Below are 25161 nucleotides of genomic sequence, written 5' to 3' on the forward strand. Positions count from 1 at the left end.
CATGGCAACCACCGAGAACACCTCCGAGATCACCGCCCCCGCGCGCGGCCTGATCGCACTCCCTCAGACCGCCGCGCGCGCCCTCGTCGCCGTCGGCGCCGTCGCCACCATCGCCAGCACCTTCATGTCGTGGACCTACACGGCCGACTTCCCCGGGGACCTCACCTACTACGGCTCCCCGGCCGGCCTCCAGATCCTCGACCTCGTCGCCGGCGCGATCACCCTGCTCTTCGCGCTCACCCTCTTCGGCGTCCGCGGCCTGCGCTGGCTCAACCCGGCAAGCGCCACCGCGCCCGTCGTCCTCGCCGCCGCCTCCGCGTTCGCCGTCAGCTGGTTCAGCGCCATCGCCATCGCGGTCGACCTCGAGGGCCTCGTCGCCCTCGACCCCGGCGCCTACGTCACCGCCATCGGCTCCCTGATCGCCCTCGTCGGCGCCCTCGCTCTCCCGAGCCCCGGCAACACCTTCAAGGACTGGGTCAGCAAGCCCGACCGCATCCCCGCGGCCGAGAAACTCCCCGGCTGGGCCGAACGCCTCGTCATCACCGGCGCCACCGCCGTCGCCCTGATCGTCTTCACGTACGGCATCGGCGTCGACCCCGACGCCAGCGAGACCTTCATCGGCTACCTGCTGCTCGTCGTCCTCGGCACCTGGGCACTCCAGGCCGCCGGACTCTTCGACCGGTTCGCCACGCTCAACGCCCGCCACAAGGGATTCGCCACCTCCATGGCGTTCCTCGCCGCGGCGATCTTCCCCTTCGTCGAGAACAACGAGCACAACGCCAACCTCGGCGTGAACATCCTCGTCGTCGCCACCGTCGCCCTCGGCCTGAACATCGTCGTCGGCCTCACCGGACTCCTCGACCTCGGATACGTCGCCTTCCTCGGCGTCGGCGCCTACGCCGCGGCCCTCGTCTCCGGCTCCGAGTTCTCCCGCTTCTCCGGCGTCCAGTTCCCCTTCTGGGCCGCCATGCTCACCGGCATGGCCGCGTCGCTCGTCTTCGGCGTCCTCATCGGCGCCCCCACCCTGCGACTGCGCGGCGACTACCTCGCCATCGTCACCCTCGGCTTCGGAGAGATCTTCCGCATCTCCGTCAACAACCTCGACGGCTCCTCCGGACCGAACCTCACCAACGGCCCCAACGGCATCTCGATGATCCCGGACCTCGACATCTTCGGGTTCAACCTCGGGAACTCGCACGACATCGGCTCGATCACCCTCGGCCGCTTCGCGAACTACTTCCTGCTGATGCTGATCATCACCGGCATCGTCGTGATCGTCTTCAACCGCGCCGCCGACTCCCGTATCGGCCGCTCCTGGATCGCGATCCGCGAGGACGAGACCGCCGCGACCGCCATGGGCATCAACGGCTTCCGCGTCAAGCTCATCGCCTTCGCCCTCGGCGCCTCCCTCGCCGGCCTCGCCGGCACGGTCAGCGCCCACGTCGGCTACAGCGTCAACCCGGCCCCGTACCAGTTCGCCGGCTCCGTACCACCCAACTCCGCGTTCCTGCTGGCCGCGGTCGTCCTCGGCGGTATGGGCACGGTCAACGGCCCCATCCTCGGCGCCACCCTGCTCTACCTCCTCCCCGAGAAGCTCGGCTTCCTGAAGGAGTACCAGCTCTTCGCCTTCGGCATCGCGCTCGTGATCCTCATGCGCTTCCGCCCCGAAGGCATCATCGCCAACCGCCGCCGCCAGCTCGAATTCCACGAGTCCGACGACAGCATCGACATCCCCGAACAGGGCCTGCCCGACTCCACCGTCGGCGTCACCAAGGCAGGGGCGTGACCCACATGACCACCACCACGGCCACCAGCCCCGTACTCGAGGCCAGCGGCGTCACCATGCGCTTCGGCGGCCTCACCGCCGTCCGCAGCGTCGACCTCACCGTCAACTCGGGCGAGATCGTCGGCCTCATCGGCCCCAACGGCGCCGGCAAGACGACCTTCTTCAACTGCCTCACCGGCCTCTACGTGCCGACCGAGGGCAAGGTCTCCTACAAGGGCACCGTCCTCCCGCCCAAGCCCCACCTCGTCACCAGCGCCGGCATCGCCCGCACCTTCCAGAACATCCGGCTCTTCGCCAACATGACCGTCCTGGAGAACGTGCTCGTCGGCCGCCACACCAGGACCAAGGAAGGCCTCTGGTCGGCCCTCCTGCGCGGCCCCGGCTTCCGCAAGGCAGAAGCCACCTCCCGCGAACGCGCCATGGAACTGCTGGAGTTCATCGGCCTCGACCACAAGGCCGACCACCTCTCCCGCAACCTCCCCTACGGCGAACAGCGCAAGCTCGAAATCGCCCGCGCCATGGCGAGCGAACCGGGACTGCTGCTCCTGGACGAGCCCACGGCCGGCATGAACCCCCAGGAGACACGCGCGACCGAAGACCTCGTCTTCGCCATCCGCGACAGGGGCATCGCCGTCCTCGTCATCGAGCACGACATGCGCTTCATCTTCAACCTGTCCGACCGCGTCGCCTGCCTCGTCCAGGGCGAGAAGCTCGTCGAGGGCACCTCCGAGGTCGTCCAGGGCGACGAACGCGTCATCGCCGCCTACCTCGGCACCCCCTTCGAGGGCGCCCCCGGCGCGGAGGAACTCGCCGAGGTCGAAGCCGCCGAGGCGGCGGAGACCACGGACACCCCCGAGCCCGCGGACACCCCCGAACCCACGGACACTCCCGAGCCCACGGAAGCCTCCGAAACCCCCGAGGCCACCGAGACTCCTGAGGCCGCCGACAGCGACGCCGCCGCGGAGGGCACCACCAGCAAGGAAGGAAACGCCCAGTGACCGCACTGCTCGAGGTCGAAGACCTCAAGGTCGCCTACGGCAAGATCGAAGCCGTCAAGGGCATCTCCTTCTCCGTCGAAGCCGGCCAGATCGTCACCCTCATCGGCACCAACGGCGCCGGCAAGACGACCACCCTGCGCACCCTCTCCGGGCTCCTCAAGCCCACCGCGGGCCGCATCACCTTCGACGGCAAACCCCTCAGCGGCATCCCCGCCCACAAGATCGTCTCCCTGGGCCTCGCCCACTCCCCCGAGGGACGCCACATCTTCCCCCGGCTGACGATCACCGAGAACCTCCAGCTCGGCGCGTTCCTGCGCACCGACAAGGCGGGCATCGAGAAGGACATCCAGCGCGCCTACGACCTCTTCCCCATCCTGGGTGAACGCCGCAAGCAGGCCGCGGGAACCCTCTCCGGCGGCGAACAGCAGATGCTGGCCATGGGCCGCGCGCTCATGTCCCAGCCCAAGCTGCTCATGCTCGACGAACCCTCCATGGGCCTCTCGCCGATCATGATGCAGAAGATCATGGCCACCATCGCCGAACTCAAGGCCGACGGTACGACCATCCTCCTCGTCGAGCAGAACGCCCAGGCGGCGCTCTCCCTCGCCGATCAGGGACACGTCATGGAGGTCGGCAACATCGTCCTCTCCGGCACCGGGCAGGACCTGCTGCACGACGAGTCGGTACGCAAGGCCTACCTGGGCGAGGACTGAGACCGGGCTCCGGCCCTACGACCGTACAGCCGCTGCACGAAGAGGCCCGCGGCCCCCACTCGGGGGCCGCGGGCCTCTTCGTCACTCGCCAACACCGCTCACCCGTACCGCTCGCCGGGGAATCAGCCGACGAAATTCTCGATCGGCCTCGAGAAGTCGGCACCGAGTTGCGACATCGCGTGGCCGAACTCCTTCTCACTGATCGCCTCACGGAGCGTGACCAACACGGCGCGGACGCCGCTGTCGGCCTCGTCCGGCCTGAGCACGTTGCGCTGGGCCACACGCCGCACGAGCTCGTCGTAGTCGAAGCGCTCGATCTCCGCCGTGGCACCCCGCCGAACGGACTCCGCCAGACCCTCCGGGAGCTCCAGCGCCAGGTTCCGCGCCTCACCCGAACTCAGCCGATGGGCGAGTGTCTCGAGCGTGGCACGCGTGAGATCGGCCGACTCCTGCCGAGTCAGGCCCGTACGTTGCGACACCGCTTGGACGAACGCCTTCTCTTCCACGCGCCGTCTCCTTTGCTGCCTTGCCGACCCGAAGGCCACGCGGCCCCCGAACCAGCCTGACACGCGCTCGCCGGGCTCGCGCGGGCAGCGGTGCGCGGCGCCCCGCCCTGCCTAACCCTTGGAGGACTTCTTCTCCTCGGCGTCCGCGATGACCGCCTCGGCGACCTGCTGCATGGACATACGGCGGTCCATGGAGGTCTTCTGGATCCACCGGAACGCGGCGGGCTCCGTCAGCCCGTACTGCGTCTGCAGCACGGACTTGGCACGGTCGACCAGCTTGCGGGTCTCCAGGCGCTGGCTGAGGTCCGCGACCTCCTGCTCCAGCTGCTTCAGCTCCGTGAACCGCGAGACGGCCATCTCGATCGCGGGTACGACGTCGCTCTTACTGAAGGGCTTCACGAGGTACGCCATCGCGCCGGCGTCACGGGCCCGCTCGACGAGGTCGCGCTGCGAGAACGCGGTGAGCATCAGCACGGGGGCGATGCTCTCCTCGGCGATCTTCTCAGCCGCCGAGATCCCGTCCAGCTTGGGCATCTTGACGTCGAGGATCACGAGGTCGGGCCGGTGCTCGCGAGCCAGCTCGACGGCCTGCTCCCCGTCCCCCGCCTCGCCCACGACGGCGTAGCCCTCTTCCTCGAGCATCTCTTTGAGGTCGAGACGGATCAGCGCCTCGTCCTCGGCGATGACGACACGGGTCGTCAGCGGAGGCACGTGCGACTTGTCGTCGTCGGCGACGGGCTGGGGCGACTCGGGGGCGGTCACGGGGGCTCCTCGTTCAGGGGCGAGTACTGCTCCCAAGAGCCTACCTAGCTGCGGTATGGTGGACAGGCAGCGGGTCGAAGTCAACCTTCGATTCAGTGGGCCCCGGTAGCCCAATCGGCAGCAGGCGATGCTCTCAAACAGCATACAGTGTGGGTTCGAGTCCCACCCGGGGCACTTTTCCTTGGATTCCAAGGTCGCTACCTAAAAGCGGATGTTCCCATTCTCGTGAACATCCGCTTTTTGCTGCGCACGGCCACGATCCGTGACACAGAGTGTCCGCATGATCTTTCACGGAACTGAGGTTCGACACCAGGCACTCTCATTGCTGCGCGACGGCGCGCGGAATGCAGACGTGGCGCGGCGATTCAACGTCCCGCTCGGGACGGTCAGTTACTGGAAGCACCAGGACCGCGCGAAACGCGGCGAGTGCCCAGGGAAACACGACCCGAAGTGCCCCCGCTGCGACGGCCGAGAGCTGGACGAGGCTGCCTACAGCTACCTGCTCGGCCTGTACCTGGGCGACGGCCACATCAGTCACCCCTCCGAGCACCGCGTGCCCAACCTCATGGTCACCTGCGCTGATTCGTGGCCCGGCCTCATGGAAGACTGCGAAAAAGCCATGCGGGCGGTCCTCCCAGACAACTCCGTCTGCCTCGTCCGCAAGACGGGCTGCCGCAACGTGAAGGTCTACTCCAAGCACCTGCACTGCCTCTTCCCCCAGCACGGTCCCGGCAAGAAACACGAGCGTCCGATCGTCCTCGAACCCTGGCAACAGGAAATCGTCGACGCTCATCCCTGGGAATTCATCCGCGGTCTCATCCACTCCGACGGCTGTCGCATCACCAACTGGACGACCCGCCTCGTCGCCGGTGAGCGCAAGCGCTACGAATACCCCCGGTATTTCTTCGCCAACAAGTCCGACGACATCCGGAAGCTCTTTACCGACACCCTGGACAACGTGGGCGTCGAGTGGACGACGCTGGCGCGCGGCAGCGACCCGTTCAACATCTCCGTCGCCCGCAAAGCCTCCGTCGCCCTCATGGACGCCCACGTCGGCCCCAAGTACTGACAGCGACACGGGCCTACTTGGGGCTGTCGTCCTCTCCGATGTGGTGGACGCGTACCAGATTCGTCGTGCCCGACACCCCGGGCGGGGAGCCGGCCGTGATGACCACGATGTCGCCCTTCTCGCAGCGGCCGTACTTCAACAACAGCTCGTCCACCTGGTCGACCATCGCGTCGGTGGAGCCGACGTGCGGTCCCAGGAACGTTTCTACGCCCCAGGTCAGGTTCAGCTGGGAGCGGGTGGCCGGGTCGGGGGTGAAGGCCAGCAGGGGGATCGGGGAGCGGTAGCGGGACAGGCGGCGGACCGTGTCGCCGGACTGGGTGAAGGCGACGAGGAACTTGGCGCCGAGGAAGTCGCCCATCTCCGCCGCCGCGCGGGCGACGGCACCGCCGTGGGTGCGGGGCTTGTTGCGTTCGGTCAGGGGTGGGAGGCCCTTGGCGAGGATGTCCTCCTCGGCGGCCTCGACGATGCGGGACATCGTGCGGACGGTTTCCACGGGGTACTTGCCGACGCTCGTCTCGCCGGAGAGCATCACGGCGTCCGTGCCGTCGATGACGGCGTTGGCGACGTCGGACGCCTCGGCTCGCGTGGGGCGGGAGTTGTCGATCATCGAGTCGAGCATCTGGGTGGCGACGATGACCGGCTTGGCGTTGCGCTTGGCCAGCTTGATGGCGCGCTTCTGGACGATCGGGACCTGTTCGAGGGGCATTTCGACGCCCAGGTCACCGCGCGCGACCATGATGCCGTCGAAGGCGGCGACGATGTCGTCGATCGCGTCGACCGCCTGGGGCTTCTCGACCTTGGCGATGACGGGGAGGCGGCGGCCTTCCTCGTCCATGATGCGGTGGACGTCGTCGATGTCGCGGCCGCTGCGGACGAAGGAGAGGGCGATGACGTCGAAGCCGGTGCGCAGGGCCCAGCGGAGGTCTGCTTCGTCCTTGTCGGAGAGGGCGGGGACGGAGACGGCGACGCCGGGGAGGTTGAGGCCCTTGTGGTCGGAGACCATGCCGCCTTCGACGACGGTGGTGTGGACGCGGGGGCCGTCGACGGCGGTGACTTCGAGGCAGACCTTGCCGTCGTCGACGAGGATGCGTTCGCCGGGGGTGACGTCGGCCGCGAGGCCGGAGTACGTCGTGCCGCAGGTGAGGCGGTCGCCCTCGGCGCCTTCTTCGACGGTGATGGTGAAGGTGTCTCCGCGTTCAAGGAGTACGGGGCCTTCGGTGAAACGGCCGAGTCGGATCTTCGGGCCTTGAAGGTCGGCGAGCAGTCCGATGCTGCGGCCGGTCTCGTCGGAGGCCTTTCGCACGCGGTGGTAGCGCTCCTCGTGTTCGGCGTAGGTGCCGTGGCTGAGGTTGAAGCGGGCTACGTCCATTCCGGCGTCGACCAGTGCTTTGAGCTGGTCGTACGAGTCGGTGGCGGGGCCCAATGTACAGACGATTTTTGCTCGGCGCATGGTGTGAGCCTAGGCCTTACCGGTCGGTAGAGAATTGGTCCAGCATGACTACTCAACAACCTTTACGTGAAGCCTTATTGACAACAGTTGAATTGTGCGCAGGGGTGCTCTGATGAGCGCGTCGGTACTTTATGGCGACCGGTCCGCGCTTTACAGTTCCGGCGGTGCCATCGTGAATCGGGCGTTGACCTGGGCGTAGACGTGTTGGCGCTCGGGTTCGAGGTCGAGGGGGGCGGCTTCTTCGGGGGCGCCGCCGGCGAAGGACATGGAGCGCATGGCGCGGCCGGGGGCCGCCGGGTAGGGCTGGGCGTTCTCGGCGCCGATGTCGGCGAGTTCGACGAGCGCGGCGAGGGTGGTGCCGAGGGCTTCGGCGTATTCGCGGGCGCGTTGGACGGCTTCGCGGACCGCCTGCTGTCGGGCTTGGCGGTGGGAGGGCGAGTCGGGGCGCAGGGCCCACCAGGGGCCGTCGACGCGGGTGAGGTCGAGGTCCGCGAGGCGTGTCGTCAGCTCGCCGAGTGCGGTGAAGTCGGTGAGTTCGGCGGTGAGGTGGACGCGGCCGTGGTAGGCGCGGATGCGTTCGCCGCGGCCGTGTTTCGTGAGTTCCGGGCTGATGGAGAAGGCGCCGGTTTCGAGGCGTTCGACGGCGTCTCCGTAGGACTTCACGAGGTCCATGGCCGTTGCGTTGCGGCGGGTGAGGTCGGTGAGGGCCTCGCGTCGGTCGGTGCCGCGGGCGCTGACGGTGATGCCGATGCGGGCGATCTCGGGGTCGACTTCGAGGTGGGCTTCGCCGCGGACGGCGATGCGGGGTGATTCGGGGGTTCCGTAGGGGACTGCGGGTCGGGGTTCCTCTGCGGTGGGGGCCATACGCCCCACTCTGTCACCGGAAGGGCGGGCGTGGTGCCCGGTGGTCACCAGATGGAAACCTCCCGGACCTGTTCTGGAGTGTCATGCGTAGGTCAGAATCTACGCGCGTCGTTGACCAATTCCCAAGGAGCCATAGACATGCCGTTGAACCGCCGGAAGTTCCTGAAGAAGTCCGCCGTGACGGGTGCGGGGGTGGCGTTGACCGGTGCGGTCGCGGCTCCGTCCGCGCAGGCGGCGACCTCGGCGGCGGCAGGGGGTAGGAAGAAGCCTGTGAAGCGGCACTCCCTCACCGTCATGGGCACGACGGACCTGCACGGACATGTCTTCAACTGGGACTACTTCAAGGACGCGGAGTACAAGGACACGGCGGGCAACGCGCAGGGTCTGGCGCGGATCTCGACGCTGGTGAACGAGATCCGCAAGGAGAAGGGGCGTTGCAACACCCTCCTTCTGGACGCGGGCGACACGATCCAGGGCACTCCGCTGACGTACTACTACGCGAAGGTGGACCCGATCACCGCCAAGGGCGGTCCGGTGCACCCGATGGCGCAGGCGATGAACGCGATCGGGTATGACGCGGTGGCGTTGGGCAACCATGAGTTCAACTACGGCATCGAGACGCTGCGGAAGTTCGAGTCGCAGTGCCGCTTCCCGCTGCTCGGTGCGAACGCGCTGGACGCGAAGACGCTGAAGCCGGCCTTCCCTCCGTACTTCATGAAGACGTTCCACGTGCCGGGCGCGCCGTCGGTGAAGGTGGCGGTGCTCGGTCTGACGAACCCGGGTATCGCGATCTGGGACAAGGCGTACGTCCAGGGGAAGTTGACGTTCCCGGGTCTGGAGGAGCAGGCGGCGAAGTGGGTGCCGAAGCTGCGGTCGATGGGTGCGGACGTGGTCGTCGTGTCGGCGCACTCCGGTTCGTCCGGCACGTCCTCCTACGGTGACCAGCTGCCGTACGTCGAGAACTCGGCGGCGCTCGTCGCCCAGCAGGTGCCGGGGATCGACGCGATTCTCGTCGGGCACGCGCACGTGGAGATCCCGGAGCTGAAGGTCACCAACGCCGAGACCGGCGGGACGGTGGTGCTGTCGGAGCCGCTGGCGTATGCGGAGCGGCTGTCGGTGTTCGACTTCGAGCTGGTCCTCGAGAAGGGGAGGTGGCAGGTCGAGTCGGTGGCGGCCACGGTCCGCAACTCGAACTCGGTGGCCGACGACCCGAAGATCACCCGGTTGCTGAAGGACGAGCACGACCTGGTGGTGGCGTACGTCAACCAGGTGGTCGGGACGGCCACGGACACGCTGACGACGGTCGAGGCGCGTTACAAGGACGCCCCGATCATCGACCTGATCACCAAGGTGCAGGAGGACGTGGTCAGGGCGGCGCTGGTGGGCACGGAGTACGCGTCGCTGCCCGTGATCGCGCAGGCCTCGCCGTTCTCGCGCACCTCCGAGATCCCGGCCGGCCAGGTGACGATCCGGGATCTGTCGAGCCTGTACGTGTACGACAACACGCTGGTCGCGAAGGTGCTGACGGGGGCGCAGGTGCGGGCGTACCTGGAGTACTCGGCGAACTACTTCGTGCGGACGGCGGCCGGTGCGGTGATCGACACGGAGAAGCTGACCAACGCGAACAACCGTCCGGACTACAACTATGACTATGTGTCGGGGCTCCGCTATGACATCGACATCGCGCAGGCGGAGGGTTCGCGGATCAAGAATCTGACGTACAACGGTGCGGCGCTGGACGACGCGCAGCAGTTCGTGTTCGCGGTGAACAACTACCGGGCGAACGGTGGCGGTGCCTTCCCGCATGTGGCGTCCGCGAAGGAGGTCTGGTCGGAGTCGACGGAGATCCGTACGCGGATCGCCGAGTGGGTGACCGCGAAGGGTGTGCTCGACCCGAAGGAGTTCGCTTCGGTGGACTGGAAGCTCACGCGGGACGGCACGCCGGTCTTCTAGCCCGTCTGTTCCAGCGTGCTTGTCTTGTGGGCCCCGGGCGTGTGTCCGGGGTCTTCTTCTTATCGTCCGTCGACGAGTGGGGTGAGGGTTTGGGTGGTGTGGCGGGCGGGCGGGACCTGGGACTGGGGTTCGAGTCCGAAGGTGGTGAAGGCCGTACGGCGCGGGAGCGGGTAGGGGTCTTTGCCGGTCAGTGAGTTGAGGATGGTTGCGCTGCGCCAGGCGGCGAGGCCGAGGTCGGGGGCGCCGACGCCGTGGGTGTGGAGTTCGGCGTTCTGGACGTAGACGCGGCCGGTGACGGAGGGGTCGAGGGCCAGGCGGAACTGGTCGTCGATGCGGGGGCGCTCGGCGCTGTCGCGGCGCAGGTGGGGGTCGAGTCCGGCGAGGATCTGGCCGAGGGGGCGTTCGCGGTAGCCGGTGGCGAGGACCACGGCGTCGGTGGTGAGGCGGGTGCGGGCGCCCTGCTGGCCGTGTTCGAGGTGGAGTTCGACCTTGGTGGTGGCGACGCGGCCCGCGGTGCGGACGGTGACGGCGGGGGTGAGGACGGCGTCGGGCCAGCCGCCGTGGAGGGTGCGCCGGTAGAGCTCGTCGTGGATGGCGGCGATGGTGTCGGCGTCGATGCCCTTGTGGAGTTGCCATTGGGCGGCGACGAGCCGGTCGCGTACGGGCTCGGTGAGGGCGTGGAAGTAGCGGGTGTAGTCGGGGGTGAAGTGTTCGAGGCCGAGCTTGGAGTACTCCATTGGGGCGAAGGCCTCGGTGCGGGCGAGCCAGTGGATGTTCTCGTGGCCGGCGGGCCGGTTGCGCAGGAGGTCGAGGAAGACCTCGGCGCCCGACTGCCCCGCGCCGATGACGGTGATGTGTTCGGCGGTGAGGAAGCGTGCGCGGTGGGCGAGGTAGTCCGCGGCGTGGATGACGGGGACGCCGGGGGCATCGACGAGGGGTTTGAGGGGCTCGGGGATGTGGGGTGCGGTGCCGACGCCGAGGACGATGTTGCGGGTGTACGTGCGGCCGAGGGCCTCGGCTTCTCCTTCGTTGTCGAGCTGGGTGAAGTCGACTTCGAACAGGGCGCGTTCGGGGTTCCAGCGGACGGCGTCGACCTGGTGGCCGAAGTGGAGTCCGGGGAGGCGGCCGGCGACCCAGCGGCAGTAGGCGTCGTACTCGGCGCGCTGCATGTGGAAGCGCTCGGCGAAGTAGAAGGGGAAGAGGCGGTCGCGGTCCTTGAGGTAGTTGAGGAAGGACCAGGGGCTGGCGGGGTCGGCGAGGGTGACCAGGTCGGCGAGGAAGGGGACTTGGAGGGTGGCGCCGTCGATGAGCAGACCCGGGTGCCAGTCGAAGCCGGGGCGCTGTTCGTAGAAGACGCTGTCGAGTTCGGGGAGGGGGTGGGCGAGGGCGGCGAGGGAGAGGTTGAACGGGCCGATGCCGATGCCCACGAGGTCGCGGGGCGCGTCGGGCTCGTGGGGTGGGGGGAGGGGCGTCGGGCTCATCGGGGTGTGTGTCCTTCCACCAGTTTCAGGAGCGCGGCCAGGTCGCCCGGCCGGGTGTGGGGGTTGAGGAGGGTGGCTTTGAGCCAGAGCCGGTCGTCGAGCAGGGCTCGGCCGAGGACGGCGCGTCCTTCGTGGAGCAGGGTGCGGCGTACGGCGGCGACGGCTTCGTCGGAGGCCTCGGCGGGGCGGAACAGGACGGTGCTGAGGGTGGGTGGGTCGTAGAGCTCGAAGCCGGGGTGTGCTTCGACGAGGTCCGCCAGCTCGACGGCGCGGGCGCAGACCTGGTCGACGAGCGCGCCGAGTCCTGCTCGCCCCAGGGTTTTGAGGGTGACGGCGACTTTGAGGATGTCGGGGCGTCGGGTGGTGCGCAGGGAGCGGCCCAGGAGGTCGGGGAGGCCCGCTTCGGTGTCGTCGTCGGCGTTGAGGTAGTCGGCGCGGTGGCTCAGGGCGTCGAGGTCGTGGGGGTCCTTGACGACGAGGAGGCCTGCGGCGACGGGCTGCCAGCCGAGTTTGTGCAGGTCGAGGGTGACGGTGTGGGCGCGGTCGAGTCCGTCGAGTTTGCCGCGGTGGTGGTCGCTGAAGAGGAGGCCTCCGCCGTAGGCGGCGTCGATGTGGAGGCGGGTGCCGTGGGCTTCGCAGAGGTCGGCGATGTCGGGCAGGGGGTCGATGAGTCCGGCGTCGGTGGTGCCTGCGGTGGCGGCCACGAGGAGGGAGCCGCGGAGGCCTTGGAGTTCGGTGAGGGCTTCGTCGAGGGCGGCGAGGTCCATGGTGCCGGCGGGGGCGGGGACGACGACGGGGTCGGGCAGACCGAGGAGCCAGGCGGAGCGGGGCAGGGAGTGGTGGGCGTTGGCGCCGTGGATGAGCCGTACGCCGGCGTGTGCTTCCCGGGCGAGGAGGAGGGCGAGTTGGTTGGACTCGGTGCCGCCGGTGGTGACCAGGGCGTCGCCGGCGCCGATCTCCTGGGCGAGGGCCCGGGTGACGAGTGCCTCGAGTTCCGAGGCGGCCGGGGCCTGGTCCCAGGAGTCCATGGAGGGGTTGAGGGCGGAGGCGGCGAGGTCGGCGGCGGTGGCGACGGCGAGGGGTGGGCAGTGCAGGTGGGCGGCGCACAGGGGGTCGGCGGGGTCGGCCGCGCCCTCGGCGAGAGCCCGTACGACGACGCGTAGGGCGTCTTCGGTTCCCTGCTCGGGCAGTACGTCGCCGAGCGCGTCCCGGACGCGTCGGGCCACGCTTTCCGGTCCGCCGGCGGGCAGCGGTCCTCCGCGTGCCTCGGCGCCTTCGCGCAGTGCGTCGAGGACGGTGTCGAGCAGCGGCCGCAGCGCGCCGGGACCTTCGGGGCCTGAGGCGAGGGGCGGCGTGCTCATGAGGTGTCCTCCGGTGGGCGCGCGGCAGGGGGAGTACCAGCCTGTACGGGGGTGGGCCTGCGCGCCCCGAAAGGTCAACGATCCGACCCGAATGGGGGTACTGGTGGGCGGAGGAAATGTGGGTGGGGGGTGAAGCTGCTAGACGCGGCGCCGGGCCGGGAACCGCCTTTCCGCGCCCCCGCCGCCCCTACTCGTCCTCGTCCCATCCCAGGGGCTCCGCCCCTTCCGCCCCGCCGGGGGCTACGCCCCAGACCCCCATCGGTCTGAACGGCCTCGTCCTCGAACGCCGGGCGGGCTGAAGGCTTTCGGGGGCGCGGGGAACCGCGCGACGAGCCACCATCGACCCGCAGCCGGGCGACCGGGGACGGGCGGGGAATCGGGGCGTAGTCCCGTCCAGCCCCCGGCCGCCCGCGGACCGAGGTCGTGTTATGCGGTTCGTACCTTCAAGGCTCGTGTCAGGTCGTCGAGTTGGTCGACGAGTTTGCGGCGGAGGGCGGGGATGGGGTCGGCGTCACGGAGGCACGCTTCGCCGAGGGCGAGGGTGTCGGGGGTGACGGCGTAGACGGGGAACGCGTAGCGCCCGGCGGCATCGGCGATGGCGGGGCCGCGACGCGCGGAGACGGCGACGGCGTCGGCCCAGTAGCGCTCGACGTACTCCCGGACGAGGTGGGTCTGTTCGGGCTGCCAGAAGCCCTGGGCGGTGGCGGTGAAGAGGTAGTTGGAGAGGTGGTCGGAGGTGAACATCTCCTCCCAGGCGCGGCGCTTGGCCTCGGGGTCGGGCAGCGCGGCGCGGCAGCGGGCGGCGCCTTCCTGGCCGGTGGCGCTGGGGTCCTGGACGAGTTCGGCCTCGATGACGGCGTCGTCGATGGCGCCGAGGACGGCGAGTCGGCCGAGGATGCGCCAGCGCAGTTCGGGGTCGAGTTCGGGTCCGCCGGGGACGGTGCCTTCGGAGAACCAGGCGCTGATGGTGTCGGGGTGGGCGGCGACGTCGATGTAGTGGCGCACGGCGGTGAGGCGCAGGCCGGGGTGGGAGCCGTCCTCGGTGCGGCGGATGAGGTCGCGGCAGAGGTCGGTGAGGGTGGCGAGGGCGGTGGGGCGGTCCTCGGCGGGGAGGTAGCGGTCGGCGACCTGGGCGGCGGCGAACGACAGGACGCCCTGGACGAGGGCGAGGTCGCTCTCGTGCGGAAGGTGGGCGCGGGCGGCGTCGATGTAGGCCATGGCGGGCAGTTCGCCGTCGCGGACGGCGTCGCGCAGGGCGTTCCAGACGACCGCGCGGGTGAGGGGCTCGGGCAGTCCGGCGAGGGCGGTGCGCACGGCCTCGAAGGACTCGGGGTCGAAGCGGACCTTGGCGTAGGAGAGGTCGCCGTCGTTGAGGAGGAGCAGGGCGGGGCGCTTGCCGATCACGGTCGGCTCGGTCCCCGGGACGTCGGCTTCGAGGCGGTCGCGCAGGGTGAGGCGGCCTTCGACGCCGAGGTCGTGGTCGTAGAGGCCTACGGCGATGCGGTGCGGGCGGCTGCCGTGGTGTTCGACGGTGAGGGTGTGGGTGCCGTCGGGTCCGGCGGTGAGGGTGGGGGTGAGGGTGTCGACGCCGGTGGTGCGCAGCCAGGAGTCGGCCCAGGCGTGGACGTCGCGTTCGGTGGCGGAGGCCAGGTTGTCGATGAAGTCGGCGAGGGTGGCGTTGGCGAACTTGTGGCGGGCGAAGTGGGTGTTGATGCCGGCCAGGAAGTCCTTCTCGCCGAGCCAGGTGACGAGTTGGCGCAGGGCGGAGGCGCCCTTGGCGTAGGAGATGCCGTCGAAGTTGAGCATGGCGGACGCGGTGTCGGGGACGGCGTCCGGGTCGGGGGCGACGGGGTGGGTGGAGGGGCGCTGGTCGGCGTCGTAGCCCCAGGGTTTGCGGGTGACGCCGAAGTCGGTCCAGGTGTCGGTGAAGCGGGTGGCTTCGGTGAGGGTCTGGTAGCCCATGTACTCGGCGAAGGACTCGTTCAGCCAGATGTCGTCCCACCAGCGCAGGGTGACGAGGTCGCCGAACCACATGTGGGCCATTTCGTGGGCGATGACCATGGCGCGGGTCTGGCGTTCGGTGTCGGTGACGGCGGAGCGGTAGACGAACTCGTCGCGGAAGGTGACGAGGCCGGGGTTCTCCATGGCGCCGGCGTTGAACTCGGGGACGAACGCCTGGTCGTAGGAGTCGAAGGGGTAGGGCTCGTCGAACTTCTCGTGGTAGCGGTCGAAGCAGGCGCGGGTGACGTCGAGGATCTCGTCGGCGTCGGCGTCGAGGTAGGGGGCGAGCGAGCGCCGGCAGTGGATGCCGAAGGGCAGGCCGCGGTGCTCGGTGCGGACGGAGTGCCAGGGGCCGGCGGCGACGGCGACGAGGTAGGTGGAGATCAGCGGGGTGGGGGCGGCCTGCCAGCGGCCCTCCCCCAGGTGTTCGGTGACGCCGTTGGCGAGGACGGTCCAGCCGCCGGGGGCGGTCACGGAGAGTTCGAAGACGGCCTTCAGGTCGGGTTGGTCGAAGGCGGCGAAGACGCGCTGGACGTCTTCCATGAACAGCTGGGTGTAGAGGTAGGTTTCGCCGTCGGTGGGGTCGGTGAAGCGGTGCATGCCCTCGCCGGTGCGGGAGTAGCGCATCGTCGCGTCGACGCGCAGTTCGTGCTCGCCCGCGGTGAGGCCCTTGAGGGGCAGCCGGTTCTCGTCGAGGGTCTCGGGGTCGAGGGGCTGTCCGTCGAGGGTGACGGAGCGCAGTTCGGCGGGCTTCAGCTCGACGAAGGTGTCCGCGTCGGCGCGGGCGGTGAACCGGATGACGGTCAGGGAGCCGAAGGTCTCGTCCCCGTGGGTCACGTCGAGTGCGATCCCGTAGTGGTGGACGTCGAGGAGCTGGGCACGGGTCTGCGCTTCGTCGCGCGTCAGTACGGACATGGGGGACATGCTGCCTGATGGCTCGGACAGGACACAGGGCTGGTCCGGTATGCGGTGTTTGTTCGGCACGGTCGCGGCGGGATCGGCGTACTCAGGCGGTGCGGTCCTGCTCCCGCGCGTTCCGTACCTCCCGTACCTCCCGTACCTCCCGCGACTCCCTCGGCTCCCTCGACTCCCGGGCGTCGGTGTGGCCGTCGCGTTGTGGGGGGACGCGGGTGTCGGGGTGGAGGCGGCCCGGGGCGGGCGGTGAGGCGCGTTCCGCGGTCCGGGCGCGCAACTCGCGCACCTCCGCCTCCAGGGCCCGGCGGCGCTGGTGGGTGTCGTACAGGTAGCGGACCTTGGTGCGCAGGGTCCAGGGGTCGACGGGTTTCATGACGAGGTCGGCGACGCCGAGGGCGAACGCGGTGGCGGACAGTTCGGTGTCCGGTCCGAAGCCGGTGAGCAGGATGACCGGGATGTGCTGGGTCTGTTCCACGCGGCGCATGTAGCGCACGACGTCGAGGCCGCTGACGCCGGTCATGCGCACGTCGAGGAGGAGCAGTCCGACCTGGCCGCGCAGCACTTCCTTGAGGGCGTCGTCGCCGCTGGTCGCGCGGGTCACGAGGTGGCCCAGCGGGGCGAGGGCGCTTTCGAGCGCGTACAGCGTGTCCTCGTGGTCGTCGACGATGAGGATCTTGGCATCCGACGGCATGGCCCGACGTCCCCTCGATCGGCCACATGCCGGCCCGGGCCGGTACGGACGGGGGGCGGGTGCCATGGATGACGGGTGCCCCGGGGCCCGTACGGACGGTCGGCCGGCATGTGCCAGTGGCCTGACACCTGACAGGGAGTGCTCACGCAGGATGCACGCTGGGAGCGCCCGGTGTCACTCCCCCGTGGCCGCCGCGCCCCGCCCGGCACCGTCCGCGATGCTCTCGTGGTGCCGGATGACCTCGGCGATGATGAAATTCAGCAACTTTTCCGCGAAGGCCGGATCCAGCTTGGCGCTCTCGGCGAGGCGGCGCAGCCGGTCGATCTGGTGGGCCTCGCGGGACGGGTCGGCGGGCGGCAGCTGGTGGGCCGCCTTGAGATGGCCGACCTGTTGGGTGCATTTGAAGCGTTCGGCGAGCATGTGGACGACGGCGGCGTCGATGTTGTCGATGCTGTCGCGCAGCCGGGCGAGTTCCGCGCGCACGGCGGGGTCGACCTCGCCGCCCGCCCCGTCGCTGGTGTTGCTGGTGTCGCTGGTGGTCATGAGGAGCAACTTTACGTGGCGTGCGGGGGCTCGATCATGGGCGGATCGTCGGGGTCGGGTATGCGGTCGCTCCAGCCGCCGGGGAGGGTGCGGCCCTGCTGTTCGCGGAAGCGGACGGGGGCCATGCCGACGCGGCGGGTGAACAGGCGGGAGAAGTAGGCGGGGTCGTCGTAGCCGACGCGTCGGGCGACGGCGGCGACGGGGAGTTCGGTGGCGGCGAGGAGTTCCTTGGCGCGGCCCAGGCGGATGCCGAGAAGGTAGTCCTTGGGGCTGCGGCCGGCACCGCGGCGGACGGCGGCGCGCAGTTCGGTGGGGGTCATGCCGTGCCGGGCCGCGTGCTCGGCGACGGACAGTGGCTGGAACGCGTCACGGGCGAGGGCGTGCAGGACGGGGTCGCCGTCGGGGGCGAGGTCGGCGCGGGCGCGGCGCAGGGCGACGAGGAGTTCGTGGACGGCGGCGCCGGTCTCGACTTCGAGGAGGGGGTTGCCGCGGCGGGCGGCGCGGGCGATGCGGCCGACGGTGGCGCGGGCACCGGTGGCGTCGGAGAGCGGCACGACGGGGCGGTCGGGTTCGATGTAGCCGAGTTCGGTGTACGTGGCGGTGGCGGGCCCGGTGAAGTCGACGAAGCACTCGTCCCAGCTGGGGTCGGGTCCGTAGTGGTGGGGCACGCCGGGGGTGAGCCAGAGCAGGGCGGGCGCGGTGACGGTGTGGTGGTGTCCGTCGGGGCCCCGGAACCAGCCGCCGCCCGCGCTGACGACGACGGCCACGTGGTGGTCGACGGTGCGGGGCCCGACGGTGGGCAGTTCGCCGTACTGCAGGCCTACGCCGAGGCAGGCGAGGCCGAGCCGGTGGTGGACGGGAGCGGGGGAGAAATAGCGCATCCAGGTGTGGTGCATCCGCGCGCCTCTCCTCCCTTGCGCCCTTGCCGCCGACGTCACTGTTTGGTCCAACCAGAGCTGATCTTTGTCCATGGACGTGGCCGCCGCCAGAGGTGAGGGTGAGCTCATGAGCGAGTTCACGGTGGGGGACACGGATTTTCTGCTGGACGGGCGCCCGGTGCGGCTGCTGTCCGGCGCGTTGCACTACTTCCGGGTGCACGAGGAGCAGTGGGGGCATCGGCTGGGGATGCTGCGGGCGATGGGGCTCAACTGTGTGGAGACGTACGTCCCGTGGAATCTGCACGAGCCGCGCCGGGGCGAGTACCGGGACGTCCAGGCGCTGGGCCGGTTCCTGGACGCCGTGCGGGAGGCGGGCCTGTGGGCGATCGTGCGCCCCGGCCCGTACATCTGCGCGGAGTGGGAGAACGGGGGGCTGCCGCACTGGCTGACGGGGCGGCTGCGCACCCGGGACGAGGAGTACGTGGGGCACGTGGAGCGCTGGTTCCACCAGGTGCTGCGCGAGATCGTGCCGCGGCAGATCGACCGCGGCGGGCCGGTGCTGATGGTGCAGGTCGAGAACGAGTACGGAAGTTACGGCTCCGACCAGGTGTATCTGCGGCGTCTGGCGGACGTGCTGCGCGCCGAGGGCGTGAGCGCCGCGCTGGTCACCTCGGACGGTCCCGAGGACTACATGCTCACCGGCGGTTCGATCCCCGGTGTCCTCGCGACCGTCAACTTCGGCTCCCGCGCGCGCGAGGCCTTCGAGGTACTGCGCCGGCACCGGCCCGAGGGGCCGCTGATGTGCATGGAGTTCTGGTGCGGCTGGTTCGACCACTGGGGCGGCGAGCATGTCGTACGGGATGCGGGGGACGCGGCACAGGCGCTGCGCGAGATCCTCGAGTGCGGGGCTTCGGTCAACCTGTACATGGCGCACGGGGGTACCAACTTCGCGGGCTGGGCGGGGGCGAACCGGGGCGGGGGCTCGCTGCACGAGGGCCCTTTGGAGCCCGACGTCACCTCCTACGACTACGACGCGCCCATCGACGAACTGGGGCGTCCCACCGAGAAGTTCTGGCGCTTCAGGGAGATCCTGGGCGCGTACGCGGACGGTCCGCTGCCGGAGCTGCCGCCGGCGCCCGCGGCGCTCGGTGCGGGTACGGCCGTCGATCTTCGGGAGTGGGCCGCCCTGGACGCGGTACTGGAGACACTGGGCGGCCGGGACGCCGAGTACCCCGTCCCGCCCACCTTCGAGGAACTGGACGTCGACCGGGGCCTGGTGAAGTACGAGGTGACCGTCCCCGGTCCGCGGGCGCCGTACCCCCTCCTGCTGCGTGGGCTGCGGGACCTGGCGGTGGTGTACGTCGACGGTGTGGCGGCCGGTGTGCTCACCGAGGACGATCCGGAGCTCAAGGAGCCAGTCGCGGGGCACGCGCGCGTGGAGGCGTGGGTGGAGTCCCTGGGGAGGGTCAACTACGGTCCGCGTTCGGGTGAGCCGAAGGGCATCACCGGGGGGATGCTGCACGAGCGGCAGTATCTGCACGGGGTGCGGGCGCGGGGGCTGCGGCTTGACGCGTTCGACGGTGAGGGTGTGGGACGGGTGCCGTTCGCGGGGCTGCCCGCGGAGGGCGGTCGCGGGCTGTACCGGGGCACCGTGGAGGTGCGTGGCGTCGGGGACGCCTTCCTGGAACTTCCGGGCTGGACGCGGGGGTTCGTGTGGGTCAACGGGTTCTGTCTCGGGCGGTACTGGTCGGTGGGGCCGCAGCGGTCGTTGTACGTTCCCGGGCCGGTGCTGCGTGAGGGTACCAACGAGGTGTGGGTCCTGGAGCTCCAGGAACCGTCGCCGACGGCGCCCGTCCTCAGCGTCCCGGTATAGCCACAACCGCCTCCCTCGCCCCGCCGCCCCCTACCCGCCCCATCCCCGGCCTGAGGGCTCCGCCCCCAGCCCCCCATCGGCCCGAACGGCCTCGTCCTCAGACGCCGGACGGGCTGAAGGCAGCGGGCCGGGGCGGGTGGGGTGCGGCCTTCGGCCACGGGCGCTGGGCGGCCTTCGAACCCCGGACGCCCGAGGCTTTCAGGGGCGCGGGGAACGGCGCGATCTGCCCCCTTCGTCCGACAGCCGAAGAACTCCGGCCGCGCGGGGAGGTGGGGCGCGGCCCCACCCTCAGGGGCGCGGGGAACGGCGCGATCTGCCACCGCCCACCCGCACCCGCACCCGCACCCGCACCCGAGAAACTCACCCGGGATCGGAGGGGCGCAGCCCCTACAGCGTGGACGCCGCTCTGGCTATGTCGGCGGCGAAGGTCGAGACCTCGGAGTACACCCCGGGATACCCCGGCTCCGCACAGCCCTGCCCCCAACTGACGATCCCGACCTGGATGAACGCCCCGGAGTCGTCCTTGCGGAACATCGGCCCACCGGAGTCACCCTGGCACGTGTCGACCCCACCCTGCTGCACGAACCCGGCACAGATCTCGTCGCCGGGCACAAGATCGCCGCCGTACGCCTGCTGACAGGTGGCGTCGCTGACGAAGGGGACGGTGGCCTTGAGGAGGTAGCGCTGCTGGGCGCCGCCCTCACGCGCGGCGCCCCATCCGGCGATGGTGAAGTTGCCGTTGTTGTACGCGGTGGTGGTGGCGATCTTCAGTGTGGGCTGGTTGACGGGCGAGGCGAGCTTGATCAGCGCCCAGTCCTTGCCCTTGCCGTTGTAGCCGGGCGCCTGGAGCACCTTGGTCGACTTGACCTTGGTCGCGCTGCTGCTCTGGAGGTCGACGACGCCGGCGGTGGCGGTGATGGAGGTGTTGTTGCCGGAGCCGCTCACACAGTGCGCGGCGGTGAGGACGATCTGCTGGGTGTAGAGCGCACCGCCGCAGCCCATGGAGAGCCGTACCATGAACGGGAACTCTCCCTGCGCCGCGCGGGTGCCGCCGACGACGGGCGTGGGCGCGGCCTGCGCGGAGACGGGCTGGAGCGAGACGGTGGCGAGGGTGACCGCGCCGAGGGCGAGGACTCTCTTGATGCCCGTGAACTTCTTCGAAGACTTCAACGTGCTTCCTCTCGTGGGGGGTTGGAAGCCCGACGGGGTCACACCGAGGCCGCGCGACACGACCGTCGTCGCACGCATCGAGTGACATGCACCCGCCAAGCCTTTGCGAATTATTTAGACACGGCAGCACTCCGACAAGGACCCCATTTCAGCCAGCCGCGCTCCGCCACCCACCGGAACGGCGCTTAGAGTGGAACGCAGGAGGCCCGGCGTCTTCAGGGGGTACGGACGTGGCGAACGGCGGACCCGTCGAGCACGGCTTCCCGCATCTGGACACGGTGCGGGCATCGATCACCGCGCTCTACAAGCGGCTCTCGTACGACACCATCCACACCTTCGCGACCAGCGTGGCCCCCGCCGACGTGGCCTTCGGCGACATCGACGACCTGCATCTGGGCGCGCAGCGCGTGGCCCGCGAGATGGTGCGCCACTACCACCTCCCGGACGCCCGGCTGATCATCGGCTTCCGCGAGATGACCCAGGCGGCCAACGTCGAACTCACGGCGGGCCCCGAGTACTTCGTCGAACTGAACGACCGCTTCCGCTCCCACCGCCGGGACATCGGCGCGGCCCTCGCCCACGAGGTGATGCACGTCTATCTGCACCGCCTCGACCTCTACTTCCCCGGCACGCGCGACAACGAGATCCTCACGGACACCGCGGCGACCTACCTCGGCGCGGGCTGGCTGCTTCTCGACGCCTACCGGGAGGACGCGGACTCCTCGCAGAAACTCGGCTACCTCACCCCGGAGGAGTTCGGCTACGTCCTCGCCAAACGCTCCCTGGTGTTCGGCGAGGACCCCTCGATCTGGTTCACCAGCCCGCAGGCGTACACGGCGTACACGCAGGGCATGGCGCAGGCCCGCCGTGACGAGCAGCAGCCCCCGCTGACCGCGGCCGGCTGGGCGGGCCGCCGCCGCTACGCGAAGGACCGACGGCACGCCCAGGACCAGCACGCACCGGGCCCGCACCCCGGTGTCCCCTACGCGTTCAGCCCCGACAGCCGCGGGCCCCTGCGCGTCTCCTTCCCCTGCCCGACCTGTCACCAGCGGATCCGCGTGCCGGTCCGGGGCCGGGTACGGGCGCGCTGCACGCTGTGCAGGACGGTGCTGGAGTGCGACACGTAGGACATGCGACGCACGCGGTGTGCGTGGGGGGAGGTGAGGCACAACACCCCCGAAGACTTTGCCTCTCGCGTCCTTCGCGAGCGAGGGTCGAGGGATGAGCACGAACGACCCCGCGGCACACCTCTTCACGGCTGTGCACGAGGGTGACGAGGACGCGGTGGTACGGCTGCTGCGCTCCGGTGTGAGCCCGGACGCGGTGGACGAGGACGGCCAGACGGCGCTGTATCTCGCGGCGGTGAGCGACCGGCCCGGCGTCGTACGGCTGCTGCTGGTGGCCGGGGCCGCGCCCGACCGGCTCAGCCAGGGCACGGACGCGCCGCTGTGCGGGGCGGCATGCGGTGGGCACACGGAGGTCGTACGCGCCCTGCTGGCGGCCGGGGCCGCGCCGGACACGGTGGAGGAGTTCGGGTTCACGGCGCTGACGTGGGCGGTGCGGCTGGGGCGGGTCGCGGTGGTGAGGGAACTCCTCGCGGCGGGCGCGGATCCCGACCGCCCGGGCCCGACCGGTGAGCCCCCGCTCGTCGCGGCCGCCCGCCGTGGTTCACCCGGCTGTGTACGCGCCCTCCTGCGGCACGGAGCGCGGGCGCGGTCGGCGGCGCTCGCCGAGGCCCACCGCCGGCTCACCGCCGATGTGGAGACCGAGGTGCGCGCGGGCCTGGAAGCGACCTGGGGCCCGGGCCATCCCTCCGTCACGCACCGCTACCCGCAGGACGGCGGCATCACCGTGGAGGTCCAACTCCTGGACCCGGCCGGGCATCCCGTCGCGAGCAACGATCAGCAGACGGGCCACGCCGCGATAGCGACCCTTCTCGAATCCGCCCTCGGCATCACCGCGCCCGCCGCCGAACTGGCCGCCCGCGCTCTGGGTCCCGCCGACCCCGGCAACGACGACTGGACCGAGGCGGCGACAGCGCTGGGCCTGCGCGGCGACGAGGAGACGTTCCGGGCGGCGGTCGAGTGGTGCGCCGCCCCCGCCCCCCTCCGCCAGGCCTTCGGCGCGGACGTACTGGGCCGCCTGGGCAACCCCCACGGCCTGCCGATCCTGCGCGTCCTCACCGGCGCGGCCGACCCCGTGATCCGCGACCGGGCGACGAGCGCGCTGACGCGGCTGGACTCCCCCGGCCCGTCCGGTCCTTGAACCACGCGCCCACGGGGACACGTCCTCGGGGATACGACCTCAGGGACCGTCTTCAGGGACCGTCTTCAGGGATACGTCCTCACGGATGGAGGCGTCCCCTACCCGGCCCCGTACACCGCCCCCGGAACCTCCGCCTGCGCCAGCAGCTTCAGGGCCGTGTCGCCGGCCTCGGACGGGGTCCAACGGGCGCCCTTGTCCGCGGTGGGGCCCGGCCGCCAGCCCTCCATGACGGTGATGCGGCCGCCCTCGGTCTCGAAGACGCGGCCGGTGACTCCGGTGCTCGCGCTCGCGCCGAGCCAGACGACGAGGGGGGAGACGTTCTCGGGGGCCATCGCGTCGAAGGAGTCGGCGTCGGGGGCCGCCATGGTGTCCGCGAAGGTGCGTTCGGTCATCCGGGTGCGGGCCGCGGGGGCGATCGCGTTGACCTGGACGCCGTAGCGGCCCAGTTCGGCCGCGGCGACCAGGGTCAGGCCGATGATCCCGGCCTTGGCGGCGCTGTAGTTGCCCTGTCCGACCGAACCCAGCAGACCCGCCCCGCTGCTGGTGTTGACGACCCTGGCCCGGGGCGTGCGGCCGTCCTTCGCCTCCGCCCGCCAGTGCGCCGCCGCATGCTTCAGCGGCAGGAAGTGACCCTTGAGGTGGACGCGCAGCACGGCGTCCCAGTCGTCCTCGTCGAGGTTGACGAGCATCCGGTCGCGCAGGAACCCCGCGTTGTTGACGAGGGTGTCCAGGCGTCCGTACGTCTCCAGCGCGGTGCGTACGAGGGAGGCGGCGCCGTCGGTGGTGGCGATGTCGCCGCCGTGGGCCACCGCCTGTCCGCCCGCCGCCCGGATCTCCGCCACGACCAGCGCGGCCGGGCTGTCCGGGCCGGGCGTACCGTCGAGGCCCACCCCGAGGTCGTTCACGACGACCCGCGCTCCCTCGGCGGCGTACGCGAGGGCGTGCGCGCGGCCGAGTCCGCGCCCGGCGCCCGTGACGATCACGACCCGCCCCTCGCACAGCAGCGGTCCACTCATCTCAGTCCCCCTTGTCGGACGTGCCGGCCTTGTTGGCGGTCGCCGCGTCCAGGAAGGCGGGCCGCTCGCCGCCGCCGTGGACGAGCAGTGAGGCCCCGCTGATGTACCTCGCCGCCTCCGAGGCGAGGAAGACCGCGGCCCCGCCGATGTCGGACGGGTCGGCGAGACGGCCCAGCGGGACGGTGCGGGAGACGGCCGCGATGCCGTCCTCGCCGCCGTAGTGCAGATGGGAGAGTTCGGTGCGGACCATGCCGACGACGAGGGTGTTGACCCGGACGTCGGGAGCCCACTCGACCGCCATCGAACGGGCCAGGTTCTCGAGGCCCGCCTTGGCCGCCCCGTACGCCGCCGACCCGGGCGACGGCCGCGCTCCGCTCACACTGCCGATCATCACGATCGATCCCCGGGCCCGCCTGAGGTGCTCGTACGCGGCGAGCGAGGCGGTCAGCGGCACGATCAGGTTCAGCTCGATCACGCGCGCGTGGCGTCCGGCGTCCGCCTCCGTCAGGGGACGGTAGGGCGCGCCGCCCGCGTTGTTCACCAGCACGTCGAGCCGGGGCAGCGCGGCGAAGAAGGCGTGCACGGCGGCCGGGTCGCGGAGGTCCACCGACACGAACTCCGTACCCTCCAGCGGTACGTCGGGGGGTCTGCGGGCGCAGACCACCACGTCCGCGCCCGCCTCGACGAAGGCCCGGGCGATCCCGGCCCCCACCCCACGGGTGCCGCCCGTGACGACGACGGTCCTGCCCCCGAGATCCAGGTTGTCCACAGGGCCTCCCGCCCGGATGCATTCACTGCTAGCTTCGAGAGTGCGCCTAACAAACGTTTGGTGGAATGGTCCTGAGGTGGAAAGGTAGCTGATGCGT

21 protein-coding genes and 1 tRNA gene are annotated in these 25161 nt (G+C 70.4%); 9 read left to right on the top strand and 13 right to left on the bottom strand.

The genetic code is table 11. The annotated features are described in order from the left end of the window. Position 1: 1 nt before the first annotated feature. Genes ACIRA5_RS22350 through ACIRA5_RS22360 form a run of 3 tightly spaced genes read left to right on the top strand, consistent with a single transcriptional unit; the run spans position 2 to position 3497 of the window. Positions 2 to 1786 carry a branched-chain amino acid ABC transporter permease gene (locus ACIRA5_RS22350; RefSeq protein ID WP_403693345.1) on the top strand — a complete coding sequence of 595 codons (1785 nt, stop codon included), beginning with the start codon at positions 2 to 4 and terminating at the stop codon, positions 1784 to 1786. Further along, positions 1783 to 2784: an ABC transporter ATP-binding protein gene (locus ACIRA5_RS22355; protein WP_403693166.1), complete on the top strand. Its 1002-nt coding sequence runs from the start codon at positions 1783 to 1785 to the stop codon at positions 2782 to 2784. Before ACIRA5_RS22350 ends, ACIRA5_RS22355 begins: the two co-directional genes overlap by 4 nt. Further along, positions 2781 to 3497, top strand: a complete 717-nt coding sequence (locus ACIRA5_RS22360) for an ABC transporter ATP-binding protein (RefSeq protein WP_060898117.1) — start codon at positions 2781 to 2783, stop codon at positions 3495 to 3497. The genes ACIRA5_RS22355 and ACIRA5_RS22360 overlap by 4 nt, the downstream gene beginning before the upstream one ends. Positions 3498 to 3619: 122 nt before the next feature. Here the strand turns inward: ACIRA5_RS22360 and ACIRA5_RS22365 are convergent, their stop codons facing one another. Then, a complete protein-coding gene (locus ACIRA5_RS22365; protein ID WP_403693168.1) occupies positions 3620 to 4003 on the bottom strand; it encodes a DUF2267 domain-containing protein in 384 nt (127 codons plus the stop codon). Positions 4004 to 4114: 111 nt separating this feature from the next. Continuing rightward, positions 4115 to 4765 carry an ANTAR domain-containing response regulator gene (locus tag ACIRA5_RS22370; protein WP_261686185.1) on the bottom strand — a complete coding sequence of 217 codons (651 nt, stop codon included), beginning with the start codon at positions 4763 to 4765 and terminating at the stop codon, positions 4115 to 4117. 99 nt (positions 4766 to 4864) lie between these two features. On the opposite strand from ACIRA5_RS22370, the gene ACIRA5_RS22375 reads away from it, so the two are divergent. After that, positions 4865 to 4939: transfer RNA gene (locus tag ACIRA5_RS22375), tRNA-Leu, on the top strand. A gap of 106 nt (positions 4940 to 5045) precedes the next feature. Next, on the top strand, positions 5046 to 5834 hold the full coding sequence (locus ACIRA5_RS22380) for a helix-turn-helix domain-containing protein (RefSeq protein ID WP_403693170.1): 789 nt from the start codon (positions 5046 to 5048) through the stop codon (positions 5832 to 5834). Between the two features lie 13 nt (positions 5835 to 5847). On the opposite strand, the gene pyk is transcribed toward ACIRA5_RS22380, so the two are convergent. Both pyk and ACIRA5_RS22390 read right to left on the bottom strand, forming a co-directional pair. Continuing rightward, entirely contained in the window at positions 5848 to 7284 is a 1437-nt protein-coding gene (gene pyk / locus ACIRA5_RS22385; RefSeq protein ID WP_403693172.1) for a pyruvate kinase, read from the bottom strand. A gap of 150 nt (positions 7285 to 7434) precedes the next feature. Further along, on the bottom strand, positions 7435 to 8148 hold the full coding sequence (locus ACIRA5_RS22390) for an SIMPL domain-containing protein (protein WP_403693173.1): 714 nt from the start codon (positions 8146 to 8148) through the stop codon (positions 7435 to 7437). Between the two features lie 138 nt (positions 8149 to 8286). On the opposite strand from ACIRA5_RS22390, the gene ACIRA5_RS22395 reads away from it, so the two are divergent. Next, complete coding sequence (locus ACIRA5_RS22395; protein ID WP_403693174.1) at positions 8287 to 10101, top strand: bifunctional metallophosphatase/5'-nucleotidase; 1815 nt, start codon at positions 8287 to 8289, stop codon at positions 10099 to 10101. A gap of 59 nt (positions 10102 to 10160) precedes the next feature. Here ACIRA5_RS22395 and ACIRA5_RS22400 read toward each other — a convergent pair whose 3' ends face one another. From ACIRA5_RS22400 to ACIRA5_RS22425, 6 genes are all read right to left on the bottom strand, one after another. Further along, positions 10161 to 11582 carry a lysine N(6)-hydroxylase/L-ornithine N(5)-oxygenase family protein gene (locus ACIRA5_RS22400; RefSeq protein ID WP_403693176.1) on the bottom strand — a complete coding sequence of 474 codons (1422 nt, stop codon included), beginning with the start codon at positions 11580 to 11582 and terminating at the stop codon, positions 10161 to 10163. Beyond that, entirely contained in the window at positions 11579 to 12943 is a 1365-nt protein-coding gene (locus ACIRA5_RS22405) for a pyridoxal phosphate-dependent decarboxylase family protein (RefSeq protein ID WP_403693178.1), read from the bottom strand. Before ACIRA5_RS22405 ends, ACIRA5_RS22400 begins: the two co-directional genes overlap by 4 nt. A gap of 426 nt (positions 12944 to 13369) precedes the next feature. After that, entirely contained in the window at positions 13370 to 15868 is a 2499-nt protein-coding gene (pepN, locus tag ACIRA5_RS22410; protein ID WP_403693180.1) for an aminopeptidase N, read from the bottom strand. 82 nt (positions 15869 to 15950) lie between these two features. Next, the gene (locus tag ACIRA5_RS22415) at positions 15951 to 16550 is read right to left on the bottom strand and encodes a two-component system response regulator (protein WP_403693181.1); all 600 of its coding nucleotides are present in this window, start codon (positions 16548 to 16550) and stop codon (positions 15951 to 15953) included. 174 nt (positions 16551 to 16724) lie between these two features. Further along, positions 16725 to 17093, bottom strand: a complete 369-nt coding sequence (locus ACIRA5_RS22420; protein WP_403693183.1) for a chorismate mutase — start codon at positions 17091 to 17093, stop codon at positions 16725 to 16727. 11 nt (positions 17094 to 17104) lie between these two features. Then, a complete protein-coding gene (locus ACIRA5_RS22425; protein ID WP_403693185.1) occupies positions 17105 to 17989 on the bottom strand; it encodes a helix-turn-helix domain-containing protein in 885 nt (294 codons plus the stop codon). Between the two features lie 109 nt (positions 17990 to 18098). On the opposite strand from ACIRA5_RS22425, the gene ACIRA5_RS22430 reads away from it, so the two are divergent. Beyond that, positions 18099 to 19844 carry a beta-galactosidase family protein gene (locus ACIRA5_RS22430; protein WP_403693187.1) on the top strand — a complete coding sequence of 582 codons (1746 nt, stop codon included), beginning with the start codon at positions 18099 to 18101 and terminating at the stop codon, positions 19842 to 19844. Positions 19845 to 20231: 387 nt separating this feature from the next. On the opposite strand, the gene ACIRA5_RS22435 is transcribed toward ACIRA5_RS22430, so the two are convergent. Continuing rightward, positions 20232 to 21014 carry a serine protease gene (locus ACIRA5_RS22435; protein ID WP_352046518.1) on the bottom strand — a complete coding sequence of 261 codons (783 nt, stop codon included), beginning with the start codon at positions 21012 to 21014 and terminating at the stop codon, positions 20232 to 20234. A gap of 230 nt (positions 21015 to 21244) precedes the next feature. Between ACIRA5_RS22435 and ACIRA5_RS22440 the strand changes: the two genes are divergently transcribed. Next, complete coding sequence (locus tag ACIRA5_RS22440; RefSeq protein ID WP_403693189.1) at positions 21245 to 22141, top strand: hypothetical protein; 897 nt, start codon at positions 21245 to 21247, stop codon at positions 22139 to 22141. Positions 22142 to 22235: 94 nt separating this feature from the next. Then, on the top strand, positions 22236 to 23279 hold the full coding sequence (locus ACIRA5_RS22445; RefSeq protein ID WP_403693190.1) for an ankyrin repeat domain-containing protein: 1044 nt from the start codon (positions 22236 to 22238) through the stop codon (positions 23277 to 23279). A 98-nt stretch (positions 23280 to 23377) separates the two neighbouring features. Here ACIRA5_RS22445 and ACIRA5_RS22450 read toward each other — a convergent pair whose 3' ends face one another. Then, positions 23378 to 24295 carry an SDR family oxidoreductase gene (locus ACIRA5_RS22450; RefSeq protein ID WP_403693192.1) on the bottom strand — a complete coding sequence of 306 codons (918 nt, stop codon included), beginning with the start codon at positions 24293 to 24295 and terminating at the stop codon, positions 23378 to 23380. A gap of 1 nt (position 24296) precedes the next feature. Continuing rightward, positions 24297 to 25055 (bottom strand): SDR family oxidoreductase, encoded by a 759-nt coding sequence (locus ACIRA5_RS22455; protein WP_403693346.1) that lies wholly within the window; start codon positions 25053 to 25055, stop codon positions 24297 to 24299. Positions 25056 to 25161 lie beyond the last annotated feature (106 nt).

The organism is Streptomyces sp. NPDC096311 (assembly GCF_044763085.1).
GTDB lineage: Bacteria > Actinomycetota > Actinomycetes > Streptomycetales > Streptomycetaceae > Streptomyces.